Origin of the sequence: Pseudorhodoplanes sp. (genome assembly GCF_050250235.1) — a bacterium.
Taxonomy (GTDB): Bacteria; Pseudomonadota; Alphaproteobacteria; order Rhizobiales; family Xanthobacteraceae; genus Pseudorhodoplanes.
The window spans coordinates 1-23,853 of the sequence record NZ_JBFWPA010000101.1; the positions used below are offsets into that span (position 1 = coordinate 1).

At 59.6% G+C, this 23,853-nt stretch carries 23 protein-coding genes; 1 reads left to right on the forward strand and 22 read right to left on the reverse strand.

The window, feature by feature from the left end:
- Positions 1-172 precede the first annotated feature (172 nt).
- The 7 genes from AB7F49_RS29035 to AB7F49_RS29065 all read right to left on the reverse strand — a co-directional run bounded on the left by AB7F49_RS29035 (position 173) and on the right by AB7F49_RS29065 (position 8,742).
- Positions 173-1,189: a hypothetical protein gene (locus tag AB7F49_RS29035; protein ID WP_428528933.1), complete on the reverse strand. Its 1,017-nt coding sequence runs from the start codon at positions 1,187-1,189 to the stop codon at positions 173-175.
- A 176-nt stretch (positions 1,190-1,365) separates the two neighbouring features.
- Positions 1,366-3,132, reverse strand: a complete 1,767-nt coding sequence (locus AB7F49_RS29040) for a hypothetical protein (RefSeq protein WP_428528935.1) — start codon at positions 3,130-3,132, stop codon at positions 1,366-1,368.
- Between the two features lie 12 nt (positions 3,133-3,144).
- Positions 3,145-4,026 (reverse strand): class I SAM-dependent methyltransferase, encoded by an 882-nt coding sequence (locus tag AB7F49_RS29045; RefSeq protein WP_428528937.1) that lies wholly within the window; start codon positions 4,024-4,026, stop codon positions 3,145-3,147.
- Between the two features lie 49 nt (positions 4,027-4,075).
- Positions 4,076-5,434: a polysaccharide ABC transporter ATP-binding protein gene (locus tag AB7F49_RS29050; protein ID WP_428528939.1), complete on the reverse strand. Its 1,359-nt coding sequence runs from the start codon at positions 5,432-5,434 to the stop codon at positions 4,076-4,078.
- A 4-nt stretch (positions 5,435-5,438) separates the two neighbouring features.
- Entirely contained in the window at positions 5,439-6,338 is a 900-nt protein-coding gene (locus tag AB7F49_RS29055) for an ABC transporter permease (protein ID WP_428528941.1), read from the reverse strand.
- Positions 6,339-6,382: 44 nt separating this feature from the next.
- Complete coding sequence (locus AB7F49_RS29060) at positions 6,383-7,471, reverse strand: SPFH domain-containing protein (RefSeq protein ID WP_428528942.1); 1,089 nt, start codon at positions 7,469-7,471, stop codon at positions 6,383-6,385.
- Positions 7,472-7,500: 29 nt separating this feature from the next.
- Positions 7,501-8,742 carry a glycosyltransferase gene (locus tag AB7F49_RS29065; protein WP_428528944.1) on the reverse strand — a complete coding sequence of 414 codons (1,242 nt, stop codon included), beginning with the start codon at positions 8,740-8,742 and terminating at the stop codon, positions 7,501-7,503.
- Between AB7F49_RS29065 and AB7F49_RS29070 the strand changes: the two genes are divergently transcribed.
- Complete coding sequence (locus AB7F49_RS29070; RefSeq protein WP_428528946.1) at positions 8,731-8,919, forward strand: hypothetical protein; 189 nt, start codon at positions 8,731-8,733, stop codon at positions 8,917-8,919. The two genes, AB7F49_RS29065 and AB7F49_RS29070, sit on opposite strands and share 12 nt — an antisense overlap.
- Here AB7F49_RS29070 and AB7F49_RS29075 read toward each other — a convergent pair.
- From AB7F49_RS29075 to gmd, 15 genes are all read right to left on the reverse strand, one after another.
- Positions 8,894-9,655, reverse strand: a complete 762-nt coding sequence (locus AB7F49_RS29075; RefSeq protein ID WP_428528948.1) for a hypothetical protein — start codon at positions 9,653-9,655, stop codon at positions 8,894-8,896. The genes AB7F49_RS29070 and AB7F49_RS29075 overlap by 26 nt on opposite strands.
- Positions 9,627-11,135, reverse strand: coding sequence for a hypothetical protein (locus tag AB7F49_RS29080; protein WP_428528950.1), 1,509 nt, complete (start codon positions 11,133-11,135; stop codon positions 9,627-9,629). The genes AB7F49_RS29075 and AB7F49_RS29080 overlap by 29 nt, the downstream gene beginning before the upstream one ends.
- A 27-nt stretch (positions 11,136-11,162) precedes the next feature.
- A complete protein-coding gene (locus tag AB7F49_RS29085; protein WP_428528952.1) occupies positions 11,163-12,044 on the reverse strand; it encodes a hypothetical protein in 882 nt (293 codons plus the stop codon).
- Between the two features lie 100 nt (positions 12,045-12,144).
- The gene (locus AB7F49_RS29090) at positions 12,145-13,101 is read right to left on the reverse strand and encodes a hypothetical protein (RefSeq protein WP_428528954.1); all 957 of its coding nucleotides are present in this window, start codon (positions 13,099-13,101) and stop codon (positions 12,145-12,147) included.
- Position 13,102: 1 nt separating this feature from the next.
- Complete coding sequence (gene hisH, locus AB7F49_RS29095) at positions 13,103-13,750, reverse strand: imidazole glycerol phosphate synthase subunit HisH (protein ID WP_428528956.1); 648 nt, start codon at positions 13,748-13,750, stop codon at positions 13,103-13,105.
- The gene (gene hisF / locus AB7F49_RS29100; protein ID WP_428528958.1) at positions 13,747-14,508 is read right to left on the reverse strand and encodes an imidazole glycerol phosphate synthase subunit HisF; all 762 of its coding nucleotides are present in this window, start codon (positions 14,506-14,508) and stop codon (positions 13,747-13,749) included. Before hisF ends, hisH begins: the two co-directional genes overlap by 4 nt.
- A 10-nt stretch (positions 14,509-14,518) precedes the next feature.
- Positions 14,519-15,811 (reverse strand): N-acetyl sugar amidotransferase, encoded by a 1,293-nt coding sequence (locus AB7F49_RS29105; RefSeq protein ID WP_428528960.1) that lies wholly within the window; start codon positions 15,809-15,811, stop codon positions 14,519-14,521.
- Positions 15,812-15,833: 22 nt separating this feature from the next.
- Positions 15,834-16,535, reverse strand: coding sequence for a cytidylyltransferase domain-containing protein (locus AB7F49_RS29110; protein WP_428528962.1), 702 nt, complete (start codon positions 16,533-16,535; stop codon positions 15,834-15,836).
- Positions 16,532-17,578 carry a nucleotidyltransferase family protein gene (locus AB7F49_RS29115; protein ID WP_428528964.1) on the reverse strand — a complete coding sequence of 349 codons (1,047 nt, stop codon included), beginning with the start codon at positions 17,576-17,578 and terminating at the stop codon, positions 16,532-16,534. The genes AB7F49_RS29110 and AB7F49_RS29115 overlap by 4 nt, the downstream gene beginning before the upstream one ends.
- Positions 17,575-18,222 (reverse strand): acetyltransferase, encoded by a 648-nt coding sequence (locus AB7F49_RS29120; protein WP_428528965.1) that lies wholly within the window; start codon positions 18,220-18,222, stop codon positions 17,575-17,577. Before AB7F49_RS29120 ends, AB7F49_RS29115 begins: the two co-directional genes overlap by 4 nt.
- On the reverse strand, positions 18,219-19,304 hold the full coding sequence (gene neuB / locus AB7F49_RS29125; protein ID WP_428528967.1) for an N-acetylneuraminate synthase: 1,086 nt from the start codon (positions 19,302-19,304) through the stop codon (positions 18,219-18,221). Before neuB ends, AB7F49_RS29120 begins: the two co-directional genes overlap by 4 nt.
- On the reverse strand, positions 19,294-20,451 hold the full coding sequence (neuC, locus tag AB7F49_RS29130; RefSeq protein ID WP_428528969.1) for a UDP-N-acetylglucosamine 2-epimerase: 1,158 nt from the start codon (positions 20,449-20,451) through the stop codon (positions 19,294-19,296). The genes neuB and neuC overlap by 11 nt, the downstream gene beginning before the upstream one ends.
- Entirely contained in the window at positions 20,444-21,613 is a 1,170-nt protein-coding gene (locus AB7F49_RS29135; RefSeq protein WP_428528971.1) for a LegC family aminotransferase, read from the reverse strand. Before AB7F49_RS29135 ends, neuC begins: the two co-directional genes overlap by 8 nt.
- 10 nt (positions 21,614-21,623) lie before the next feature.
- Positions 21,624-22,634 carry an NAD-dependent 4,6-dehydratase LegB gene (locus AB7F49_RS29140; protein ID WP_428528973.1) on the reverse strand — a complete coding sequence of 337 codons (1,011 nt, stop codon included), beginning with the start codon at positions 22,632-22,634 and terminating at the stop codon, positions 21,624-21,626.
- A gap of 10 nt (positions 22,635-22,644) precedes the next feature.
- Positions 22,645-23,730: a GDP-mannose 4,6-dehydratase gene (gene gmd / locus AB7F49_RS29145; RefSeq protein WP_428528975.1), complete on the reverse strand. Its 1,086-nt coding sequence runs from the start codon at positions 23,728-23,730 to the stop codon at positions 22,645-22,647.
- Positions 23,731-23,853 lie beyond the last annotated feature (123 nt).

A 23,853-nucleotide genomic window follows, 5' to 3' on the forward strand; every position in this document is an offset into this window, starting at 1 on the left:
GCTTTGCCAGCAGATTGATCAGCCGCATGTCAGCTAGTAGAAGGGATAGTTCGTGTCTGCCCGAAAGGTCTTGATCGCCCGCGCAGTTGCAGACATCGCGTCATCGACGTCGCGAACTCGCAGCCACGTGAGGTAGGTGCGGGAGAGTATCCTCAGTATCAACGTCACGGCTTTACTTCCACTCCAGGCGTTCGGCAAGCAGGTCGGCCATGAGCCTGTTGCCGTGGTCATTGAAGTGACAGGAGTCGGTGAACAGGTTCTCGTCGCCGAACCTTGGTTCATTGAACCATTCGTTCGCGTCGCAAAAGCGCAATCCGGCTGCATTGCATGCCCGCTCGACATGCTCGCGGAACTTGAGGTAGAGCCCGCGATCGGTGAAGCGCTTCATGCTCTCGATCCTGCGCAGGTCCTCCTCGAAGCATTCGGACTCCATCTGGGTCAAGGGCTTTCGGGTCCAGCCGATCGAGGCCTGCAACACGTAGTGAACCCGCACCCCGGTAGCGGCCTGCAGCCACCCCCAAGTCTGCAAGGTATTCGCAACCAGCCTGCATACGATGCCGAACTGCTCATCGGCCTGGATTGCCGGGGGCTCTAGCTCGACTCTGCGTACGCCACCTTGAAGGAACAGTCGCGCGATCCTCCGAAAGTTGTCGTTCTTCAGCCAAAGCTCATCGAAGCGCTCGTGCGCCCTCCTCAGTTCATTGGTTAACTGCTGTCCCGGTGTTTCCGATTCCAGGAATCCGCGGAAGAAGACATCCTCGCTGTACACGCCGCCGATCGCGGGGTAGCTCATCGCGCCGGGCAGCATGGCGATGCATACGTCGTTCATGCCCGAAAGCAGCACGATATTCCGCTGGGGCGGCAGCAGGTACTTGAGCAGCAGGTAAAGCAGCAGTTCCTGCTGGCCGGTCGCGCCACGCTGCCCCCAGTTGACGCACGGCAGGCCCGGCTTGGTCAGGTGCCTGGTGATCGTGGCCTCGTCGCTGCTGGCGGTTACGCCGAACAAGGTGCTTCCGCCCAGCATCAGGTTGCACTCCGATACGCGGTGCGCGAGGTCGCGGAAATCCACTGGCCTGCCGTCGTAATAGTGCTGCACTCGGAAGCCGAACTCATCGGTATTCAGCGACGCGGACCGGTAGTTGGGTTCGCCCATCGACGTAATGAACGGGCGGTACTCGTTCGCGTGCACGAGATAGTCCGCGTGGTGCGGATAGTATCTAAGCCTCGGATGCATGGTGCTTGGGTACCTGGTCGGATGGTTTCGGACTGCCGCGCTCGTGCCTTCGCCGGGGCATGAACAGCCCGTCCGGCGCGCATTGTACGCGCTTCGCGATAGCCCTCGCCGCGCAGGGGCCGCCGCGTCTGCTATTCCGCGAGCTCGTACGGCGTGCCGGATGAGACTGGCGCGCCGGCATCTGCACCATTCATGAGATGCTCGAACAACCGTCGCAACCGTTGCGATGACTTGCCATCTATCTCGCCCCAGTATCCTGCTTCCTTGACCGCTACCTCTGCCTGATCACGCAGGAATCGCTCGTCGTTCGCGTATGCCTGCAACGCGGATGAAAACTCTGCCTTCGTCCCTGCTTGGAACACTGCCCCAGCAGAATTGTAGTCGACGTACCCGTACGCAAACACATCATAGTTCAGTACCGGCTTTCCCATGGCCAACGCCCAGCGTATGGTTGCCGACACACTCGCCACGTACAGATCGCAGTCGGGAATAAGCTTCGCTGTCGGAGCGTCGGAAACAAAGAAACCTGACCGTCGCAGCAGCTCAACGTCCCCTGCCGGCATGAACGGATGCGGCCGAATAACAATCTTCCAGCCGCGAAGCGTCTCCAATTCCGTAAGCCAGAACTCCATCAAGTCGGCATAGTCGCGAAACTCGCATTTCGGCCTTCCCACACCGAGCTGATTTGGTGGAAACGCGCACAGCAGAACTCGCTCATCGCCATTGCGCATCATGCACTTGACACCGGACCTGCCTGCTTCGCGAGCAGCGAACAGTATGTCGTCCGACAGGCTTCCGGTCAGCACCAGCTTGTCTTCCGGCACGCCGAGTCTGCGGTAGTGGTCAAGCATCGCCCGGCTCTCTACCGCTATGGCATTGCCCAGCGTGCTGTTCAGGATCCAGGGCAAAGGCGGCGCAACGCCCAGCCACTCGGCGGCAACGGCGGAGATGCCCGGCCTGCGGAGTAGTCGCTTGCCCTTATATTCAAGCACCCATTGCGGATAGAGTTGCGCGACAAGCCTGTTGTATGCATTTGCATCCGCAGCGAACATGGGATCGTTCACGTGCGCCTCTGCCGGCTCCTTCTCGTCAGCTATCGTGAATGGCACGATCGCGGAAGGGACGCCCAGCCCCCGAGCCGCAACCACCCAGATGCCGGTCTCGGATTCAGCGTTGTCCTCGAACAACAGCAAGATGTCTGCACCCGCCTGGTGGAGAAATCCGGAACAGGCCTCGCGCAATCCATTCTGGAACTGAAGTTCGTCGCCCAATCTTGCAGGTACAACCCATTTGTCTTCGACCAAGCGTGACCACTCGGCATGCCGGTTTGCGTACGAGACTTTGCCCGGAGTTCGATAGGTGGCCTGGAAGCTGATATCGGTCGGCAGATCCTCCACGAGATGAAGCGGTTTCAGTTCGTGATTCACCACCCCGACTCCCTGCGACCTGCACATCTCGACCAGAACGCCATAGTGCGCGCTTACGTACGACACGACGATTGGCCTTATGCGCGCAACGCGAAGTTCCGTGAGAAGCAATTCTGCCTGGCTGATTTGTGTCGTGGTGGTTACGAGAACAACCGCGACCGCTGACTCGCTAGTGCCACCGGCAGCCTTTCGCTTCAACGCCGCCAGCCTCGCGGTTTCCCGGAGGCGCTCCTGCGTTGCTTGAAGCCGCGCCTCCAAGCTCAACCGGACTCCCTCACTAGCGTGATATCGCTGTTCTAGTGCTTCGCGCTCCCCCTTTAGCTGGTGGATCTCGATGGCCGCCGCAGCTTCGCGTTGAACATACCCATCAAACGTATGCTTTCTGAGCAACCTCAGTCCGAGCCAGGAAAGTCCAGCATTCATCGACCGCCCGAGGATGCGTATCAACATGGTGATATCTTTTTTCGTCATCCGTACAGGTTCTCACTCCCAAAGTCGCGCGTTCGTGTTCTGACCCAACGCGAGGCACCAGTAGAGATAGGTGAACTCGGGACGGTAGAACCTGTAGTCGATCACCTCAAAGCCCTCCGACTCCAGGAGACCAGCGTAATTGTGGTTCCAGCAGAGGTAGCCGTAGCTTCCCGTCAGCGGATTCCTCTGGACGTACGCAGGCACCGACTCGGTAACGGAAATATCCAGCCCCTTCTGAAGCACATTGCCGGGGCGCAGCCATACGGGCTCGCTAAAGAGTACGTACTTTGCCGAGCCACTCAGCACACGCAGATACCGCCGGATCTCTTCGTTCCGGATGACTGTTGCCGTCGAAGACATGTACACCAAGTCTGCGCGGATGTCGCCGGCTTCTAGCAGGTCCAGGGCATATCCGGCTCGGAAGTTCAAATTCGGCAGCACGAGGTCGGCGTTCTTGCTCGGTGTATCGTCGTTGACATCCACCCCGAGCACAGAGACGAGGCCATGCTCCTTTGCGAGCAGGTAGTCCATGTATCCGTAGTTGCAGCCGATGTTGAGGATGGACCGTATAGAGGAGTCCCGACCAAGCAGGCTCTTGATCGCGTAGTAGGCGATACCATGAAAACTGGATCGATGGTCGGTCTCGCGAAAGTATTTCCGCCGCTGCTCTACCGCCATCGTGTCTTCCTGGTGCGCCTTGAGCTGGGCGTACTGGGACGGCGTGAGCTTGTCGCCTACTGACTGCGCCTTGATCACGGCCGCCAGGCGATCCAGTTCCTCGGTCAACCGATAGAGCTCGAGTGCCTCGTTCAACTCCTTTCCCAGCGCGAGCTTCTTCTCATACTCGGGATCTCGGGCGGGTGGGTCCATTTCGATGGTGTTGACTTCCAGCATTGGCCGCATCTGTCGAGATTTCTCCATAACGCTTGCAGGAACTGGGTCCCTATCCACCGATGGATGTCGCCCGCTGATTCATCGAGATGTCATCCCCGTCCGCGGCGAGTAGCGGCGCTACCGATGCATGCTTCCATTGCAGGCGGGGCCGCAAGATGGAGGAGAACCACTCCCGATTCCAGTTGCCGCGAACGCCTTCGTTTCGCATGTCATCGATGACATAGAACGTGACCGCGTCCGGATAGCTGCAATACTCGGTCGTGGTCGGCGCCGTGCAGATCAGGAACTCAACGGTGAACATCCCCTCGTTCAGGAAGTGCGCAGGGATAACGCAGGTTGCCGCATAGCGCCCTACCGGGGCTACCGTGTCGCGCCACGGGGAATCGAGGTTGTCCATGGACAGGAACACGCAGACCCCCGATTCGTGACGGACGTAGATGTGCACGTTCAGCGCAAATCGCGCGACGAGAACATCCCATTCCATGTCGACGACGATAGGTTCCTTGACATCGAACCTCGACGAAACTTCGCCGGTGGATCGCCTGAGCCGGATCGCGCGCAGGCGGAAGGAGCGCTCCTCGGTGGTAGGGGCGTCCCGGGGCTGCCATGTCCGCTCCGCCACAATCGTCATTTCACGGGACAGGTAGCTCTCGACGATGACCTGCGGTAGGCCGTCCTCAACCAAGCGACCATTCTCCATCAGGATGCAGCGGGTGCATACCTGCATGATCATGCTCGTGTTGTGACTTACGAACAGCACTGTCTTCCCCGATTTGACCTCGGAGTCGATCCTGCCTATGCACTTCTTCTGGAAATGTATGTCGCCTACAGCTAGCACTTCATCGACGATCAGGATGTCGCACTCCATGTGCGCCGCCACCGAGAATGCGAGGCGCATGTACATGCCGGACGAGTAATGCTTTACCGGCGTATCGATGAAGCGATCGACTTCGGCGAACGCGATGATTTCGTCCAGGCGCCGGTCGATCTGGGCGTGTGTCATCCCCATAATCGAGCCGTTTAAGTATACATTCTGCCGCCCGGTAAGCTCGGGATGGAACCCCGTTCCTACCTCGAGCAGACTCCCGACCTGACCATGTACGTCGGCATATCCGGTCGATGGCTCGGTGACCCTGGCGAGGATCTTCAGCAGCGTGCTCTTGCCGCTGCCGTTCTTGCCGATCACGCCAACCACCTCGCCCGGCTTCACCTCCAGGTCCAGGTCGCGCAGCGCCCAGAAGTCGTTCGGCGAAGGTTGATCGATCGGGTCGCCGAATATGATCGGCCACAGGCGCTGTAGCGGCAGATCAAACCCGAGGATGTCATAGCCTGTATAGGTCTGCTGCGACAGGGTACCGAGCCGGTAGCGCTTGCCCAGCTTGCTGGTTCGTATCGCAAAAGTGCTCATGCGGCTAGATCACGTCTGCGAACACGCGCTCGATGCGGCGAAAAAACCAGATTCCCGACAGCACGAACGCGCAGGTGAGACCGAAAGCAATGAAGTCATTCTCTCCCGGCGGGTTGCCCTTCTGCAGAAAGGCCCAGCGGAACCCCTCGATGATGCCCACGAAGGGGTTCAGGTGATACAGCTCCTGGTAACGCTCGGGAATGGCTTCGGTCGGATAGACGATCGGGGAGAAAAAGAAGCCGACTTGAATTACGTACCCGAGACTCTGGTAGATGTCCCGATAGAGCGCGTTGAGCCCCGCAAGCCACAGGCCGAAGCCAAGGCCCATCAGCAGTGCCCAGAGCGCGAAGAACGGAACGAAGATCAGGTTGGCGTTGAGCGGCATGCCCATGTACAACAGCAGCGCGAAGAGCAGCGCCGTGGCGAGGACGAAATCGACCAGCGCGTTGGTGACGCTGACGATCGGCAGGATAATCCGCGGGAAGTATACCTTTCCGAAAAACCCGGCATTCGCCACGATGCTGGAGACCGCGCCAGTCACGATCGCGGAGAAGAGGGACCATGGCAGCATCGCTGCGGACATCATGAAAAAGTATGGCACCCCGGTGCCGAAGTCCACCTTGCCGACCTGCTCGAAGAGGAGCGTATACGCGATGATGGTGAACATAGGCTGCAGTGCGCGCCAGAACCAGGCTGTAGGCGTCTGGTTCTTCAGCGCCATGACGTCCCGATGCAGCAGCCCTAGGATCAGCTCGCGATAAGCCCAGATCTCGTCGAGGCCGAAGCCCTGGACGACCCGGTTTGGCTCGATCCGATGCGTAGCCCGGTGACGCTCTTCCAGGTTGTCGCCGCTGAAGAGCGGCGGCTCGCCTCGCTCCGGGTCCGTCTGCTGCGCCTCGCTCATGGGCAACCGTGCTCAAACTGCTGGATGTGCCCCATCCCGTAACCTTACTGGGCGGGAACCGCAATCTGCGGATTCGCCCCTCCACCCATGACTATGATCTTGACCTGGTTCTTCTCGACGGCGCGCTGCAGCGAATCGGCGCGCTGCTTGTCCGCCAGCGCATAGAGTAGCTGGCGTACCTGCTCGGTCGACATACCCTTTGGCAACTGGTCGAAGAGCTTGCGCACACCCACGCCTTCGTTGGCCCGCCGCTCGGCCTCCCGGGCGGCAATCTCATTCAGCACCTCCTGGCGCTTCAGGTCCTCCTCTGCCGCCCTCGCTTCGGCCACCGCGGCCAGGATGCGCCGTGGCGGTGCGAGACGCCGGATCTGCGGGGGCATGAGGCTGAACGCCTTGCCCGCCTCGTCCGGGGAGAAGCCGGAGATCCGGAGGTTGTCCTTCACCAAACTATGGAATATCAAATGGATGCGCTCCTCCATTTCGGCCCGCTTTGTCGTTACCGCGTCCGTCCAGGCGAATGTCCCTACAGCATCTCGCATCGCCGCCCGAGCGGCAGGCATCAGCAACTGCTGCTCGTAGTTCAAGCCAACGATGGCATAGACCTTCCAAGCGAGTTCCGGGGACACTTGATAGGGGAACGCCACGTCCACGGAAAGCGGAATGCGATCCAGGGAAAGCGCTATGGTTCTCTGGGCCTCGAGGGCCGCGGCGGATGGCGCGGGCACAGCGGGCGCAGGGGACGGGGACGCAGCCGGCCCGACCGCCGGCTCGGGCGCATCCAGCGAGCCGCCGGAAAGCTCGAACAACTGGCGGCGAACCGAGATCGGATAGTGCCGCGAGCCGGGCACGACGACATGGAATCCGGCCGCATACGGCTGCGGCCGGACATGCCCCAGGAACGACACTACCCGCACGGTGCCGACATCCACCGTCATCATCCCATCGGCAATGAAAGTCGCCAGCAACACGGCTAGCGGGAAGCCATACATAACGCGCCGCGGGACCCTTCGTCCTTGCTTCGACAGTGCGCGCCGCGCAACGTAGAGCACGAATAGCGAGCCGAGCAGCGCCACTGTCAGCGACTGCATCAGCGGTGAGGAGAACGAAGGTAGCGTCATGTCTGATACCTGCAAGCGGATTGAATATTCAAGCGTCGAATCGACTAGCGCGACGGCCTGAGCTTGGCCATCGCCATCTTGGCTGTTGCAACCAGCCCATAGTCGCGGAAGAAGATCGCGAGCGCGACAACCCTGTCTGCCAGCCGCTTGTCGCGCCTTACCCCCGGGTTCGCCTCCGACTGCTGTCGCGCACCGAGGACGCGTGCCAGACGAATAATGCCATACGCGATGACCGTTCGCACGCTACGCCATAGCTTGCGTAACACCTTTCGGAGCACGCCGGTGACACCTTCCCAACGATACGCGTTTGCAAGAGCGATCACCGCATCAGCGGTTGCGTCGCGGACGCGCGCATAGGCAGCGGAATCCCGCTTGAGCGGCCAGGTCGCCGCCAGCATCACATGCCATTTGGGGCTGAGTTCCTTCACCCGGGCGAGAAGCTCGTCGCGCGGGGCTGCTTCGATACGCACCAGTTCATCTATGGCCGTCCGGACAGACAGAAAGATATCGCGCGTGATGTGCTCCGGGTCAGTGTACTTGGCCATGCCCAGCACATAGGTTTCGTTCGCCCGGATCTCCTCGTCCCGGCCCAGTTCCAGATCCACCGACACGCGCTTGATGGCGCGCCGCCAACGGCTCGGCTTGTGCATCACCTGGTGGAAATGGAACGTCTCACCCACCTTTCCATAGCGGAACCCCGCGTCGCGCACCAGCTCAGAGATGATGATGTCCTCGTTGCGGTACAGATAGTCGTCGTCGATACGTGGAATCACCTTGTCGAATGCCGCCCTGCGCCCCATCTGGCTGCCCGAGTACGCCCTTTCCAGCTTCGTCGCGTCGAACAGGTAATCGGCCATCACGGTGATACGCTGGTTGCACTCGAACCAGTCGAACTCCCCACGGCGCCCGGCCATCCGGTCGAACCAGCCCGCGGGCAGGAATACGTCGGAGTGCAGGTAGACGAACCATTCGGTCTGCACCGCCTCGATGAGGTGGCGGATGCTGTAGCCCAGGGAGACAAAGTTGCGGTGATCCAGCACTTCGACGCGGGGAAAGGCACGTGCGATTTCGAGCGAATCGTCGATGCAGCCGCCATCCCCCAGCAGCAGGCGGGCGACCGGAATCTCCCGATAGATCGACAGCAGGTTGGCCCGCCAGAGGTCGTTGGTATGGATGATCGGGATAAGTACATCCACCGCTTGGGCGCGATCCGCCTGATACCGGTCGTGGAACTCCACATCCGAGAAGTAGCGCTCGAAAATGGAGCGCGACTCATGGTCTTCCATAGCACCCTTCTGGGCCGTCTGGAGCTGCTGGTGATGCTGCTGAGCCCGGTTCACCCCGTTACCCCGGGTCTTGACGGCGAAGGATACTCGATCCGGCATCCCGGCACCGAAACACGCCGCGGGAGGCGCGCATTGATGGCACAGGTCGCGTTCATGCCTGGAGCTGGAAAATGGTGACCTTGCACCGTAGGGATATGGAGGAACTCCAGCGCTGTGCTGCGTCCACGTTGCGCGGCGTGTCGAGCAGGAGCTCTGCACGGTCCAGGGCGCCGAACATCACGTACGCGCGGCGCAGAAGGCCGGGCAGGCCAGCCATGCCGGCTTCCAGGGAGAGCACCGGCCCGGTCTCAACCTGAAACCGCCCCCTGGGGGCATCCCGATTGATGTGGCGAACCGGGAACTCGAGCGAATGCGCCGGATACCCCGGCCCTTCGGCGATGTCGATTCTGGCCAGCAACCGCATTGGCGCTACAGCACCGGAGATCAGTTCGTCAGCTTGCACTTCCCGGCACGGGCACGAATGCAGGTCGATGCTGACGAGACGAAACAGGTCTGAGTGCATTCCAACGGAATCACCACCCCCAGCCTGGCCATGCACCGGATCGCGGAAGATTCGGAACCGTGTTTCCGAGAACGCGGCGCTATACCCGTAAGGCGGGAGCTTGAAGAGCCCGGAGCCTGCATAGACGTTGCCAGCAAACACCTGCGCCGTAAGTACGTATCGCTCGATTGGGGCTTCAGATGGACCAATGGCGAGGACTGCGTCGAGGGCAAAGGTCCCCCGACTATCCTCGTCGCGGAGCAGCCAAGTGCAACTCGATCGACCGAAATCGATACCGCGACGATTGACATCCCGCGCTGCGACTCTGGCGGTCATTGAGCGCTCAGACCATCTGGCCAGGGGCGGATTCATTTTCGCTTCCGCGAGGACGCCCATGTCCCGCGCCTATTCCGGAAAGTCTCGCGACCACCGCCAGCATGCGGTCGCCAACCTTCCCATCAAGAAGCCCCCACCGGGCGGCGCTGCGCTTCTGTTCCTCGGCAACCTGCGCCCGGTACGACGCGTCGCCGGCAAGGCGCTGGAGCAGCTCGCGGAACTCGCCGCGCTCTTCGGTCGCCAGTACACCCTTCAGGCCAAGGAAATCCGTGTATCGATATCGATAAACGTCGTAGTTCACCACCGGCTTGGCACATGCGATTGCCCAGCGAATGGTCGAGGAGATGCTTGCGACATAGACATCGCAGAGCGGCACCAGGCTCGCGGTTCGCCCTGGCGCGATTCGCACGTTTGGCCGCTCGATCCACCGCATCGACTCGACGTCCACCGATGGATGGAGCGCCACCAGGCAACTGCAGCCGGTCAGGTCAGCCAGGGAGTCAATCCAGAACAGGACCAGTTGCCGATAATCGTCAAAATCGCATTGCGGACGTCCCCCGGTCACATAGAGAAAGTCAGGGGGCAGCGCGGTTAGAAACATCGGGAAATCCGGATCGAGTCCGAGCGGACGACAGAGTTCTTCCCGTAAGCCCCGGGCATGCTGAAGCCGACTCGTCATCACGTCGTCGGAGAGTGCGCCAGTGAGCACCATCCGGTCGCGCCCCAGGCCGGATTCGACGTAGTAGTCGATCATCGCCTCGCTCTCCATCGCAACCGCATCGGCATGACCGCTGTTGAAGATCCAAGGCAAAGGCGGCGCTATGCCGGCCAGTTCCATCGCCAATACCCGTCCGGGCGGACAGCGAAACAGCCGCCGGTCTTTATGTCGACGCACCCATCTCGGGAATAGCGCAGCAATCAGGTTCCGCACCACGCCACGGACATGGTAGCTGGGGTCGCCGTAGTAGACCTCGGCCTGCTCAAGCCCGTTGGACATGGTCGATGGCACGATCAGCACCGGGACTCCGGCATCGTGTGCCGCCTTTACGAAGATCCCCGTGTCGTAACCGGGCATCTCGCCACCGAGCACCAGCAGGCGCGGCTGGACTGCACCCAGCAGCGCCTCGATATCCCTTCTTCGTGCCGCGAATGCGCGACGCTCAGCATCAAAGCTCGCGCCTACTGTCGGCAATGCTGCAATTGCGCGCTCCAGCATACGGGGCCAGACACCGGTGCCGTCACTGCCCGCGCCAGATCCCGGATTGGCACGTGTCGAGCAGTTCATCTCCAGCCGCGCCAGGCCTTCCCCTATGGGCTCCAGCAGACAGGCTATTCCATCCGTTGCGCAGCTTCGCGCGAACTCGTCTGCCGTCCAGTGCTGGAATGCGCAGTAAAAGATGACCTCGGCATCAGTTCTAGTCCTGATCAGCTGGCCGAAGAGCGAAAGTTCCGTGAGAAAGGTCGTCGTATGGGCGACGACCAGGACGCGTTGCTTGTCTTGTGTAACGCCTGCCATGCGGGAGCCAGATCAGCCGCGCCGAAATCAGCCGACTCGGAACGGCGATCCCAGATAGAGATCTGGAGCATCGGGATTGTTCGGGCTATCCAGCTCGCTGCGGGGCTCCTTTTGCGCCTTGCCGGCTCGGTAGATAGATGCATTGACAAACGTCACCTCGAACACCTCAGGGATCGGCACCCCCATGACATTGGCGAAGCCGACGAAGTTGTTCGCATGCACATGGACCGGAAAGAAGCTCTTGCGGATGTTCTCCACCGCGCGCAGACAAAGCGCGAAATGTTCCGGATCGGCGAGTTTCGATGACCAGTGAAACTCGCAGGATATCTGGCGGAATCGCTTGAGGCTATCGACCGGGAAACCTGCGAAGGTGGTCCACTCGTCACCATCGATATCGATCTTCAACAGGAGATCCGTCCTGGCTGGATCACCGACTTCACTGACGACATCCCAAAGTCGCACTGACCCGGGAATCGTGCCGAGCGCGTCGATCGCCTGCTTTCTGAACTGAAACTTCGGATGCGGTACTGGCGGGCCGTCAACCGTGTGGTCAAACTGCACGACAGGCTTACCCAGCTCCGCAAAAGCGAGATCGCAGGTAACGTCGTTCGAGATGCCGCACGAGATCACCTGCGAGATCTCCTGAAAATCATCCAGAAAGATGTAGCCACCATCGTGCGCATTGCCTAGCCGTATCTTACGAAATCCCTCGACGCCAGCGGGAGCCATCAGGCCGCACAGGTGCAGCAGGTCGTCCTGGCTCACCTCTCCCGACAGGATGAGTGGCATGCTCTGCGCAAACGACTTGGCTTTCTTCTCTTCCAGCAAGCTCGCGAGCGAACGGTGGGATTCGCGAATCGATGCTTCCAGCTTAGGTATCCCGATGGCGCGCCTGAGTAGGCCCAGCATGGAGCGAGCGATCCGTCGGATCATGACATCACGAGGAACTGCACGGCCAGCGCAATTGCTCGCGGGGAAACCTCCCGGCATGCGAAGTCGACGGGGTCGGTCATGTTATGTCACAGGAAGTAGCGTGTGGCCCAAGGTGGCCGAGAAAGACGTCAAGCATCTTCAGGTGAAGTGCGCTGGATTCGTCATAGGTCGGCAGGGCGCTGGTTCCATCCTTCAGCATGTCGCCAAGCACGAGGTGGGTGAGCTTGCTTTGATACAGCGGGCTTACCTTCTCTTCGCTCCACTTCCAGCCGGTCGATGCCTCGGCGAACCGCATCGATTCGTCCTGCACATTCCAACTTGCCTGGAAGTCCTCTGCCCGCACCTGAAAGGAGAATGGTGCATCGCCGTCCCGATATGAAGTCTGCACCACCCGGTTGCCACGCAATCCAAGCGCATACAGCGTGCCGGTAAATTCGATGAATCCTTGTCGTTTGCTCGGGATGGTGCCTGCATCCAGCCCGGATACAAGGTGACAGTCTGCACTCCCGGTGAGAAACGACAGCAGGTCGAGGTTATGGATCGCATTGCAACCAAGGCCCCATTGCGCGCCGGTCACGCCGATACAGATGTTCGATCCGCCGAGCGTGCGCGGGCGCAAGTCGCGGAAGAAGGGCCAGAGCCGCTGCGTGCAATTGACCCAGGCCCGCGTCCCGACCTGCTCCAGCAGGGTCCCGACCGCCGCGTAGTCCTCCGCTCTCTGGAAGAGGACCTTCTCCAGCAACGCGACCTTAACTTCCGACTGCTGTAGGAGTGATTCGATCGCCTTCCGCCGCACGTTTGCCGCCGTGGCGACGACTGCGCCGTCGAGGCGCTTGGGCAGATCGCCAATATGTTGCGTGAACACCGCCGTGATCCTGTCTTGCTTCACCTGCTCGAAGCGCTCCTTTGCGACTGCAAGTGCGGCCACGGTCGGATCAACCACGGTAACTCGCGCAGCCTCATCGAGCAGCGCCAGCCCTTGTAGATGGCGGCTGCCGAGCTGCCCTGCACCTATCAGAGCGATCTCGAGCATGCTAGAGGGAAAGGAAGTTCTGAACGATCTTCAGCCCCACCGGCCCGCTCTTCTCCGGATGGAACTGGACACCGTAAGTCTGCCCAGAGCGTATCGCCGCAGAGATGCGTCGACCGTCGTAGAGGGAGTCGGCGAGGCGGTGTTCACGGAGCGCCGGCACCGGGGCAAACGAGTGAACGAAGTAGACCGCCGGGTGGCCCGGAAGGCCCCGGAGAATACCAGTCTCCCATGCGTTCCCCGCACCCTCAGGATGTACGAGTATGTTCCATCCTATGTGCGGGATTCGATGTGGCTTACCGTCTATTCCCGTCCTTGGGACTGGTTGAACACGTCCGGGAATTACCCCGAGACCTGCGTGCTCGCCAAACTCCTCACCCACGTCGAGCAGCAGTTGCATGCCTACGCATATGCCAAGGAAAGGACGACCGGAAGCCATGAACTGCCGAATAGGCTCGATCTGCCCGCGCTGTGCAAGGCCCTTCATGCCATCCTCGAATGCGCCTACGCCCGGTAAAACGATGCGGTCGGCATCGTCGATGTGTTCATGATTCTCGGTAACGCGAACGGTGGCACCACTTACCTCGAACGCCCGAGCGACGCTATATAGGTTTCCGATGCCGTAGTCGACGATCGTGACTTTGCGATTCATGCCTCACGCACTCCAAGACCCGCTGCAATGGCTGCCGCGCGGATCTGACGCAACCCCATCCTTTTGTAGTGCAACACGTCGGCCATCGCCACCGCGTCGGCATGGCCATTCTCGACCACTTCCACCAGATCAGTGATGGCGCCCATGCCCCCGCTCGCGATCACAGGTATGGAAACGCTCGCCGCGACCGCCCTCACCAATGCCGTGTCGAAGCCCTTCCGCGTACCTTCCTGATCGACCGACGTAAGCATGATCTCGCCCGCACCAAGCTTCTCGGCCCTGCTTACCCAGTCGATCACGTCAAAACCGGTCTTTTCGCGCCCGTTGTCCGTGTACGCCTCCCAGCGCTCCGGGCCGACGCGCTTTGCCTCGATCGACAATACCATGCACTGCGACCCGAAGCGCCGCGCAACTTCGGTGATCAGGCTTGGCCGTGAGATTGCCGCCGTGTTGATCGCTACCTTGTCCGCACCTGCTCGCAACAGAGTATTGACATCATCCGTGGAGCGGACTCCACCACCAACGGTAAGTGGCACGAAAATGTCATGTGCAGCGCGGCGTACGATATCCGTCAGGTTATTGCGCCCGTACAGGCTCGCCACGATGTCCATGTAGATCAGTTCGTCCGCGCCCTGCTCGTAGTACTCGCGCGCGAACTGCTGTGGGTCTCCGATCACGCGCAGCCCCTCTAGGTGGATCCCTTTGATCAGATTGGGACCCTTTATGTCCAGGCGTGCGATGAGTCTTACGTTGGCCATCGCTTCGGGCTCAGCCTGCCGAGCCCTGCCAGACAGTATGTCGAAGTGCCCACTTGCCCCCGTCACGCTTCCACAGATGAGGCGAACGAAAACGGTCGCAAAGAGCCATGAAGTAGTCCCGGGTCATCTCCGGCTGCTCGAACATCCGCGAGGCGACCGGGAACTCCTTGGCGGTGATGCTCAGGTAGCGGAAGATCTCATCCGCGAATCGCTCAGGCCATTCGCCGTCGAACCGCTTTACGAGCGATACCCCCTCGTCACGCGTTATGTCACCGGACCTGATCTCCTGCGCGGCGTCATAAGTCGCCCTGCCGATACCGAACTTGATGAACGTCGTGTAGTAGTGAAAGTCATCTATACGGTCGTCTATGCTGTTGTACTTGCTGTAGGTGCCTGGGGTTCGCTCGGGCGACGCCTGAAACCCACCGTTCTCGACCGCATAGTAGTAGCAGCTCTGCGGATGCCACTTCAAGTAATAGCCGAGATAGTGCACCTCGATCTTCTGCTTGGCGATCTCCTCCGGATTTGCCGGGAGATACGGTTGCAGATCATTGTCGTCCACGCCGAACTGATCGCGCAGATCCTTGAGGGAAGTGCCCCCCAGGTAGATCTTTGACTTGTCGGCAGCCGCGAAGTACGACCAGTCCCGCCGGGCAGTCTGCGTGTCAGCAATCGGATTGCCGTACTCTGCCTCGTTCTCCCCATAGAACACCAGGGGGATCCGGTGCAGGAGAGCCATCTTGGGTGCGAGGGACTTCTGGCCAAACATGAAGGCCTGGAAAGGGTGGAACAGGTTCTCCACGGCAAGCCTCGTCAAGAGCCGGTGCACGCGGCCATTGGGAGTGCAAAGAAAGTTGTCGAATCCAGCGTGAATCCAGGATTGAAGATTCCTCCATCCCCAATCGGTGTATACATGCGGAGCCCACGTCACCGTCAGCGGGTGCATCCCGTACTTGTATTTGAGTACATGCGCGGCGTAGAAGCTGTCCTTGCCGCCCGATCCGGGCGTAATGCAATCGTAACCGCCATCGTTGCGCCGATGGCGATCACAAAGTTCCTTCAACTGTCGCTCTCTGTCGGCCCAGTCTATGGTGCCGCGCTTCTGCTCGCCAAGCCGGCAAGCGTCACAGACTCCCTCGTCGTCAAACTGGATAGTCTGCTTCCGGCTGGCTTTGGTGTGCTCATACTCGACCGCGGAGTTCGGTCGCTGGTTTGAGATGACACATTTGCGGCAAAACTGCACCTGAAGCGGCAGTCCATACTTCGCCTCAAGCGGTCCCTTGGCATCGTCGAACCGGTCCAAGTCTATTTCACCGAGTACCGCCTTAGGGTAACGATCCATTCTGCTTCCTTTGAATTAAGAATTCTGCACACGCAAGGTCCAGCTCTGTGTCGATATCCTGGGACCGCTCAGCCGGCATCACATACCCCAGCGTTTTCTTGTTCACTAACGCGCGCTCCTTCGTCAACGACTCCGTCCGTATCGCATAGACCGCCCCGTTGAGCGCATACACGGCCGGCAGATCCTGGCGCCTCTCGGGGAGACTGTCGACACCCATAACATTCTGCATGCGTGAATTTTCATCCAGGGTGAACATCCAGTACGGGCTTTGCGCAGACGTGACGGAAACGCAGGATGAAGCGCCCGCCCGCACACAACTCTCGATACACGCATCTATATCGCCCGCCTCCCTAAGCGGAGAGGTCGGTTGGAGAAGTACTACAAGATCGTATCCGGGTAGCCGGGCTACCGCGTCCAGCACCGGAGCGATCCCCGGGGTATCGTCCTGCGCAAGACACGCATCCCGGACGAACGGCGCTTCGCACCCCCATTGTTCTGCGACGCGAATGATCTCAGCGTCATCCGACGAGACGATGACTCGATCCACATACCGTGAGCGACGAGCCGCTTCTATGGTCCATGCGATAAGCGGCTTACCGGCGAGATTCCGGATGTTCTTCCGCAGGACTCCCTTCGAACCCCCGCGCGCGGGGATGATGGCGAGCACCTTGAGGTGATCAATCACTCGAAATGGACTCCAAAGTCGCCGTGCGCCTTCTCGAGGTCGGCGATGTGCCCGATGTCGAGCCAGTACTCCCTGATGGGAAAGACCGCGGTCTCTCGTTGCATCTGTACCAACTGTTCGAAGAGCATCGGCATGTCGTAGTAACCCCGTGGCACAAGCCTCACGGCATCAGGGGAAAGTACGTAGATGCCTGCATTGACGAAGAAGCGCTGCACAGGCTTTTCTTCAACACCAATCAAGCGATGATCCTGTGTCCGCACAACCCCATATGGAACCTGAAAGTCGTACTCCCTGATGCACATCGTCGCGGCAGCTTGGTGCGAATTGTGAAAGTCGATGAGACTTCCGAAACTGGCCTTTGTCAGCAGATCCCCGTTCATGACGATCATTGGATGATCGGGAATCTCGGGAAGAAGATGCAATGCGCCTGCGGTGCCCATGCGTTCGGATTCCTGGAGATAGCGAATCTCCGCGCCCCATGCAGAGCCATCTCCGAAGTGCTCCTTGACCATTTCTGCCTTGTAGTTGACCGAGATGAAAAATCGACGGAATCCACAATCCAGAAAGTTCAGGATGATCGTCTCGAGAATGGGGCGATTGCCTATCATCAGCATCGGCTTTGGGCGCTCTTCAGTCAGCGGGCGCAATCGCGTACCAAGTCCGCCCGCCATCAGCACAACAACATTCTCGCGTTCTGACGGACGTACAAGTTCGTCAAGGGTTTCCAGCCCAATGATGTGACCCCCGGAGTCCAGCACCGGAATCCTGTGCAAGTGCCGCGCGCGCATGGTCGCCAGCAGAACATCCCTGTCCTCGCCAGGACGGACTACGGTAGGCGCTCGATTCATGATCGTTTCTGCTGGGGCATCAAGCGGGATTCCTCTCAGGATGCAACGGCGCACGTCGCCGTCAGAGATGGTCCCTAGAAGCCTATTGTGGTCATCCGCAACCAGAGCGATCTGCATGCCACCCGCGTCGATGTGAGCGATGGCGTCGCGCACCGTACTTCCGGGTGGGAGCAGCAACCGCGTCCACTCGCTCATCGACGCAAGCTCCTCGCAGGCACGCCTGCGACCCGGGCGCCATCCGGGACATCACGGACAACGACCGCGCCGGCGGCAACGAGGCAGCCGGAGCCTATCCGCACACCCTGTATCACGGTAGCTCCGACCCCTAAGTGAGAACATTCCCCGATCCGCACGCTCCCGGACAGGGTCACGCCAGGTGCAATGTGCGAATGCGCCCCGATAACACAGTCGTGGTCTACCTGGGCTCCGGTGTTAAGGATCGCATTCTCACCTACCGTAGACCCGGGCTGGAGTATCACTCCGGCCATAAGCTGCGCCCCGTTCCCGACTTCCACATGGTTACCTACTATTGCGGAGGGGTGCGCGATGGAAATGAACGCATACCCCAATGCCCGGAAGCGCTCGTAGACCAGCCTTCGGCCCGTCGGCACATCGACCGTACCCACGGCATTCACTAGCCTTGTGCTGGATGCCGGGAACTCACTCAGCACTGAGTCATCTCCCAGCACCGGCGCCCCTCCGACCATGGCACCGTGTAACCTGCTGTCCACATCGGTAAGACCAATTACGTTCCTGCCGGAAAACGCGAGCGCGTCCAATAGTACTTTCGCATGACCTCCCGCCCCGACCAGGACAATCGCGGTGTGTTCCGCAATCACAACAACTCATCCTTCCGGAAATCACGCTCAGCAACTGTCCCCACCAGTTCCCAGAATTCCATCGGCGATTTACCGGTGCCCGGCCGCTTCACTGCCAAGTCCTCGGGCCGGATCCGCTCCCCGCGGCTGATTCCGCGGGCTGCCACCAGACTCCGCCTCGCGATCGGCAGCGTGCCCTGCTCCGAAAGAGTGGGGCCTTTCCGCTCCTGCCCCAGTGCCAATTCCACCTGGCGGATACCTGCAATCATCGCAGCAAGCTCTTTCGGCTCTAGCGATGCGCGGTGATCCGGTCCGGGAAGACTGGTGTCGAGGGTAAAGTGCTTTTCGATCGCGACCGCGCCGCGCGCGGTCGCAGCGATCGCCGCGACTATGCCATCACTATGGTCCGAGAATCCCGTTGGAAGCCCAAAGCGCTTCCGCAATTGGTCTATAGCACGGAGATTGATCTCGGCAATCGGTGCAGGGTACTCGGATGTGCAATGCAATAGCGTAACGTGGCGCGACAACGCCGCTTGGCCGTCATCGCTGGCGAACGCAGTAGAGAACGACGATCGCCCGTGCGGCTCCTCATCCGAGACTAGTCCGAACGAAATGACGCCCAGCGCGGCCTCGACTTCCTCGATCGTTGCCATGCCGGTGGAAAGTATCAAGGCTCTGCGCTTGCGAGCGGCGTGAAGCAGGAGAGGCCCGTTCGTGATTTCGCCTGATCCGAGCTTGATCCGCCGCACGTCAAGCACGTCAACCAGGAAATCGAGGCTCCACGGATCGAAGGGCGATGACATGAACTCGATTCCACTGGCTGCCGCATGGTCCCGCAGCATGCGTTGCGACTCTTCCGACAACTCGAGCTTCCTTAGCATCTCGAGTTGGCTCTTGACACCAGGGTCGTTCCTCTCCTGATACGATGCCCGTGGCGCGGCACCACTAACCAGATTCTCGGCGCGAAAACTCTGAAATTTCACGGCATCAGCACCCGCAGCCACCGCTGCATCCACGAGCCTGCGCGCCATGTCGACTGATCCATTGTGATTGACACCCGCCTCGGCGATCACAAACGTCCGCTCGACTTTATTAGCGCACATCGAAAAACTTCTTCTTGAGCAGCGCCCGTGGCTCAGGCACGGCCGCGAGTTCTGCGATTATTCTCCGGGCACTTTCCCCGTCGCCATACGGATTGATCGTACCGGAACAATCTAGCAAGAATGCCCGGCGGATCGCCGCTGCCACATCTCGAGCATTCGGTGCGCACGAGATCACCGAACTCGCCAGAAGTCGCCCCTTCTGTCGCTCCCCAATATTAACGGTCGGCACCTTGAGTGACGGCGCCTCGTACAATCCACTCGAGGAGTTACCGATGACCACGTCGCTGTTTGCCATGAGGCTCAGGTAGCGCTTCGTACCGAGTGAGACGAAACTGTAAAAATTCTCCTCCGATCGGCTGTCAAGAAGGCGCGAAATCCTTTCATTGCCCGCATCGGCGTTCGGTCGTGTGAACACGACGGTTGTTTCCTGTTCAGCACAGATTTCGTCAATCGCCGTCAGCACCTGGGCAAACTGAACCTCCGGAGGATCCGCTTCCAAGGTTGCCGGATGAAACGTCACGAGCAGGTTGCGCTTGCGGAACCGGATGCCAAGTTCCTCTTCGAGAGATGCTCTGGACAGCAGCACCGTTCGTTTCAGATAGTCCAAACCCGGGCTTCCAGTGTTGAATACACGTGCAGGATTCTCACCCAGCTGCCGAACGCGCGCTTCAGCATCGGCATTCGTCACGAAATGTAGATGCGCCATTTTCGTGATCGCATGTCGCATCGCCTCGTCAACTGCGCCTTCCGTGACATCGCCGCCGGCTATGTGAGCAATAACCCTGTTTCCCAGTAGCGCCGCTTGTGCTGCCGCAAAGATTTCGAATCGATCACCGAGAACGACGACAAAGTCCGGATTCAACGTCGTTAATGTACCCGCGAACCCGGATACACCCACCCCCACCGACCGTGTGATGGCTTCGGGCGTATCCTCATTCTCCAGCAGGGTCTCTACCCGGGCGTCGATTGGGAAGCCGTCCGCCACTACCTGGCGCCAAGTTTCCCCGAACCGGCTCGAAAGATGCATTCCTGTTAGGACTACCTGCAAGTCAAGCAAGGGGTGATCGCGAATCTCCTGCATGACCCAGTACAGTAAGCCGTAGTCTGCGCGGCTGCCACTGACGACACATACCCTGCGGCTAGCCATTGCTGCGCCGCAGGCGCGGACTACTTGGTAAATTCACTATGCGCGCCTCCAGGGACTCGGCAACGGATACGTCCATCCTGGGGCAGGCAGAAAAATGGGGGAGCCTGTGCATCAGCGTCCAGACCGGCCGGGTGAGGATTCCGCGCCGATTAGTCTCTTCCAGAATCTGATCACGGACCTGGGCGTTCGGGCGATCAAGCAACAGGACATTCAGCCAGTAATTGCTACAAGCCCATGGTTGCTCGAGAAACAGCGAAACCCCATCAACAGCACTCAACGCCTCTGCATACTTCTTCGCGAGCAAGCGCTTGCTTTCAACAAACTGCGAAAGATTCTCCAACTGAGCGCATCCGAGCGCAGCGTTGAGATTGGGCATTCTGTAGTTGTATCCAACCTCGTCGTGGATAAAGAACCACTTCTGCGCGACTCGCGCCGTAGTGGTTAGATGCTTCGCGCGGCGCGCTATCACCGCATCATTCGTCAGGATCGCGCCGCCGCCGCCTGTCGTGACAACTTTGTTGCCATTAAAGCTCAAGGCCGCAACCATCGCAGAGTTACCGGTGTGCCGTCCACGATACCGGGATCCCAGTGACTCGGCAGCGTCCTCTACGACGGCAATCCGCCACCTGAGACAGGTCTCCACTAAGGGGTCCATGTCTACCGGGTGCCCGAACGTATGCATCGGCACGACCGCCCGAATAACTGCACCGGTGCGGCGGTTCACGCAAACTTCGCCCTCGAGGCAGGCAACTTCCCTGAGGTATGCGTCCAGCTTTCCGACATCCAAACCAAGCGTTCGAACGTCCGCATCGACGAAGTGCGGTGTCGCGCCACAGTAGGCAACTGCGTTGGTGGTCGCGACAAAGGTCAATGTGGGAACGAGCACTTCGTCATCTCTGCGCACACCAGCCAGCAGAAGGCAGATATGCAGAGCTGCCGTTCCATTCATGACGGCCGCAGCATGGCGCGCACCTGTAACCTCGCACAGGTTTCGCTCGAATCGATCGACATACTTGCCCGCCGATGAGACCCAGCCCGTATCAAGGCATTCGCGCAGATACTCCCATTCATTGCCCGTGAAAATCGGTTCATGGAGCGAGAGCACGCCTGGGCCAGGCGGCAATACCGACTCCACTGCCGATACGACCCGATTGACGTCCACGTATGAGTCGCTAGATGTTGTAGACATCGGCTTTGTATGCTGCCAGATTCGCAGGATCTCGGAACCACTCGATGGTTTCCGCCAAGCCTCGCCGCAAGCCTTCCTTTCCACCATATTCCGGAGCCCAGCCGAGTAGTTGCTTGGCCCGGACATTGCTCGCCCAGAGCCTCTCCACCTCACTTGCCGCCGGACGCATCCGCTGTGCATCGCTATGGATCTCGAGGGGAACACCGATGATCTCTGCAATCATCCTTGCCGTCTCTCCGATCGAAACCTCGAAGTTGCTACCGATGTTCACAACATCACCGACCGCATCGTCACATGCGGCCGCGCAGACGAATCCCCGCACCGTATCCGCCACAAAGTTGAAATCTCGCGTTGGATCCAGCGCGCCAAGGCGGATTGGCCCCTTGTGCGATAGCAACTGTATTATCGTCGCCGGAATCACGGCCCTAGCCGACTGACGGGGACCGTACGTGTTGAATGGTCGAACTATAGTTACCGGGAGACCAAACGAACGATGAAAGGCAAGCGCCATCTGATCCGCGCCTATCTTGGTCGCCGAATAAGGAGATTGCCCTTGAAGCGGATGGTCTTCGTCGATAGGAACGTAGCGCGCGGACCCATAGACTTCGCTAGTCGATGTATGGACTACACGCTTCACCTCAAGGTCTCTCGCGGCTTGGAGAACGTTCAAAGTACCGCGGATGTTCGTGTCAACGTAGGCGTCTGGCGAGTGGTATGAGTACGGAATAGCGATCAGCGCTGCAAGGTGAAGCACGATGTCACAACCCCGCATGGCGGCACGGGTGCCATGGGGATCGCGGATGTCGCCGGCAAAAACCTCGAAGCCTCCGCGCACATCGGGAGCAGCATGATCAAGCCACCCCCAGGAGTTGAATGAGTTGTAAAGGATAAATGCGCGTACCTGATGCCCGGCACGAACCAGGGCTTCAGTGAGATGCGAGCCGATGAATCCGTCGGCGCCTGTTACTAGAATCCGACTACCATCCAACTTCAATCTTCGATCCTCATTCATGTCGGTTGAAAACTGGAAATCCTTCGCTGCGAGTGAACTGTTCCCGCTCGGCAGCACGCAAGTCGGCTACTGCCATCTCCGCGACTAGCTCGTCGAATTTCACTCGCGGTTCCCATTTGAGGATCTGCCGCGCCTTCGCTGCGTTTCCAAGCAATGAGTCAACTTCCGCGGGTCTGAAGTAGCGTGGGTCGACCTCAACTACGCAGCTTCCCGATTGGTCGTAACCCTTGGCGTCGGCCCCCGACCCTTCCCAGCGAAGCGGCATGCCGATCGCCGCTGCGGCAGCGTCAACGAACTCGCGCACACTACGCTGCACTCCTGTCGCTATTACGAAATCACCAGGGACAGGTTGTTGCAGCATCAACCATTGAGCTTCGACATAGTCCCGTGCGTGGCCCCAGTCCCGCTTTGCATCGAGGTTCCCCAGAAAGAGCTGCTTTTGCAACCCCACCTTGATTCTCGCGAGCCCCCGAGTGACCTTGCGCGTAACGAAGGTCTCACCCCGGACCGGGGATTCATGATTGAAGAGAATGCCGTTGCAAGCAAAGAAACCATACGCCTCTCGGTAATTGACCGTGATCCAATGAGCGTAGAGCTTTGCGACGCCATAAGGGGAGCGCGGATGAAATGGGGTGCGCTCGGACTGTGGCGTTTCGGCAACCAGGCCGAATAGTTCAGACGTAGATGCCTGATAAAAGCGCGTACGATCCACCAGCTTCAGCACTCGGATTGCCTCAAGAAGGCGGAGCGCACCTAGTGCATCCGAGTTCGCCGTGTACTCAGGTTCCTCAAAAGAGACCTGGACATGGCTCTGTGCGGCCAAGTTGTAGATTTCGTCGGGCTGAACTCGCTGAATCACGCGCGTTAGGGCACTGGTATCTGTCATGTCCCCGTAGTGGAGCGTGAGGCTCGGGCGGCCCTCGTGAGGGTCTCGATAGAGATGATCGATGCGATCGGTATTGAACAGCGAGATTCGGCGTCGAATCCCATGAACTTCATACCCCTTACCCAGAAGGAACTCTGCGAGGTATGAACCGTCCTGCCCGGTTATCCCGGTGATGAGCGCTACCTTTGGCATGTGGGGTGGCTTCGCGCCACTCTGCAACTCGAATGAAGATCACTCATATAAGCGATTGATTATACTCGATCATCGAAGGCAGCCTCCGCTACAAAGTGGTCGCGAATCTAGTCGACTACCACC

Excerpts from the sequence above, each read along its gene's own strand:
- gmd (WP_428528975.1), bottom strand. The coding sequence starts at position 23,730 with ATGCCAAAGGTAGCGCTCATCACCGGGATAACCGGGCAGGACGGTTCA.
- AB7F49_RS29065 (WP_428528944.1), bottom strand. The coding sequence starts at position 8,742 with ATGGAAGACCATGAGTCGCGCTCCATTTTCGAGCGCTACTTCTCGGAT.
- AB7F49_RS29115 (WP_428528964.1), bottom strand. The coding sequence starts at position 17,578 with ATGAGCGAGTGGACGCGGTTGCTGCTCCCACCCGGAAGTACGGTGCGC.
- AB7F49_RS29055 (WP_428528941.1), bottom strand. The coding sequence starts at position 6,338 with ATGAGCGAGGCGCAGCAGACGGACCCGGAGCGAGGCGAGCCGCCGCTC.
- AB7F49_RS29045 (WP_428528937.1), bottom strand. The coding sequence starts at position 4,026 with ATGCTGGAAGTCAACACCATCGAAATGGACCCACCCGCCCGAGATCCC.
- AB7F49_RS29070 (WP_428528946.1), top strand. The coding sequence starts at position 8,731 with ATGGTCTTCCATAGCACCCTTCTGGGCCGTCTGGAGCTGCTGGTGATG.
- hisH (WP_428528956.1), bottom strand. The coding sequence starts at position 13,750 with ATGAATCGCAAAGTCACGATCGTCGACTACGGCATCGGAAACCTATAT.
- AB7F49_RS29080 (WP_428528950.1), bottom strand. The coding sequence starts at position 11,135 with ATGGCAGGCGTTACACAAGACAAGCAACGCGTCCTGGTCGTCGCCCAT.
- AB7F49_RS29090 (WP_428528954.1), bottom strand. The coding sequence starts at position 13,101 with ATGCTCGAGATCGCTCTGATAGGTGCAGGGCAGCTCGGCAGCCGCCAT.
- hisF (WP_428528958.1), bottom strand. The coding sequence starts at position 14,508 with ATGGCCAACGTAAGACTCATCGCACGCCTGGACATAAAGGGTCCCAAT.
- neuB (WP_428528967.1), bottom strand. The coding sequence starts at position 19,304 with ATGTGCGCTAATAAAGTCGAGCGGACGTTTGTGATCGCCGAGGCGGGT.
- AB7F49_RS29075 (WP_428528948.1), bottom strand. The coding sequence starts at position 9,655 with ATGAATCCGCCCCTGGCCAGATGGTCTGAGCGCTCAATGACCGCCAGA.
- AB7F49_RS29050 (WP_428528939.1), bottom strand. The coding sequence starts at position 5,434 with ATGAGCACTTTTGCGATACGAACCAGCAAGCTGGGCAAGCGCTACCGG.
- AB7F49_RS29085 (WP_428528952.1), bottom strand. The coding sequence starts at position 12,044 with ATGCTGGGCCTACTCAGGCGCGCCATCGGGATACCTAAGCTGGAAGCA.
- AB7F49_RS29040 (WP_428528935.1), bottom strand. The coding sequence starts at position 3,132 with ATGACGAAAAAAGATATCACCATGTTGATACGCATCCTCGGGCGGTCG.
- neuC (WP_428528969.1), bottom strand. The coding sequence starts at position 20,451 with ATGGCTAGCCGCAGGGTATGTGTCGTCAGTGGCAGCCGCGCAGACTAC.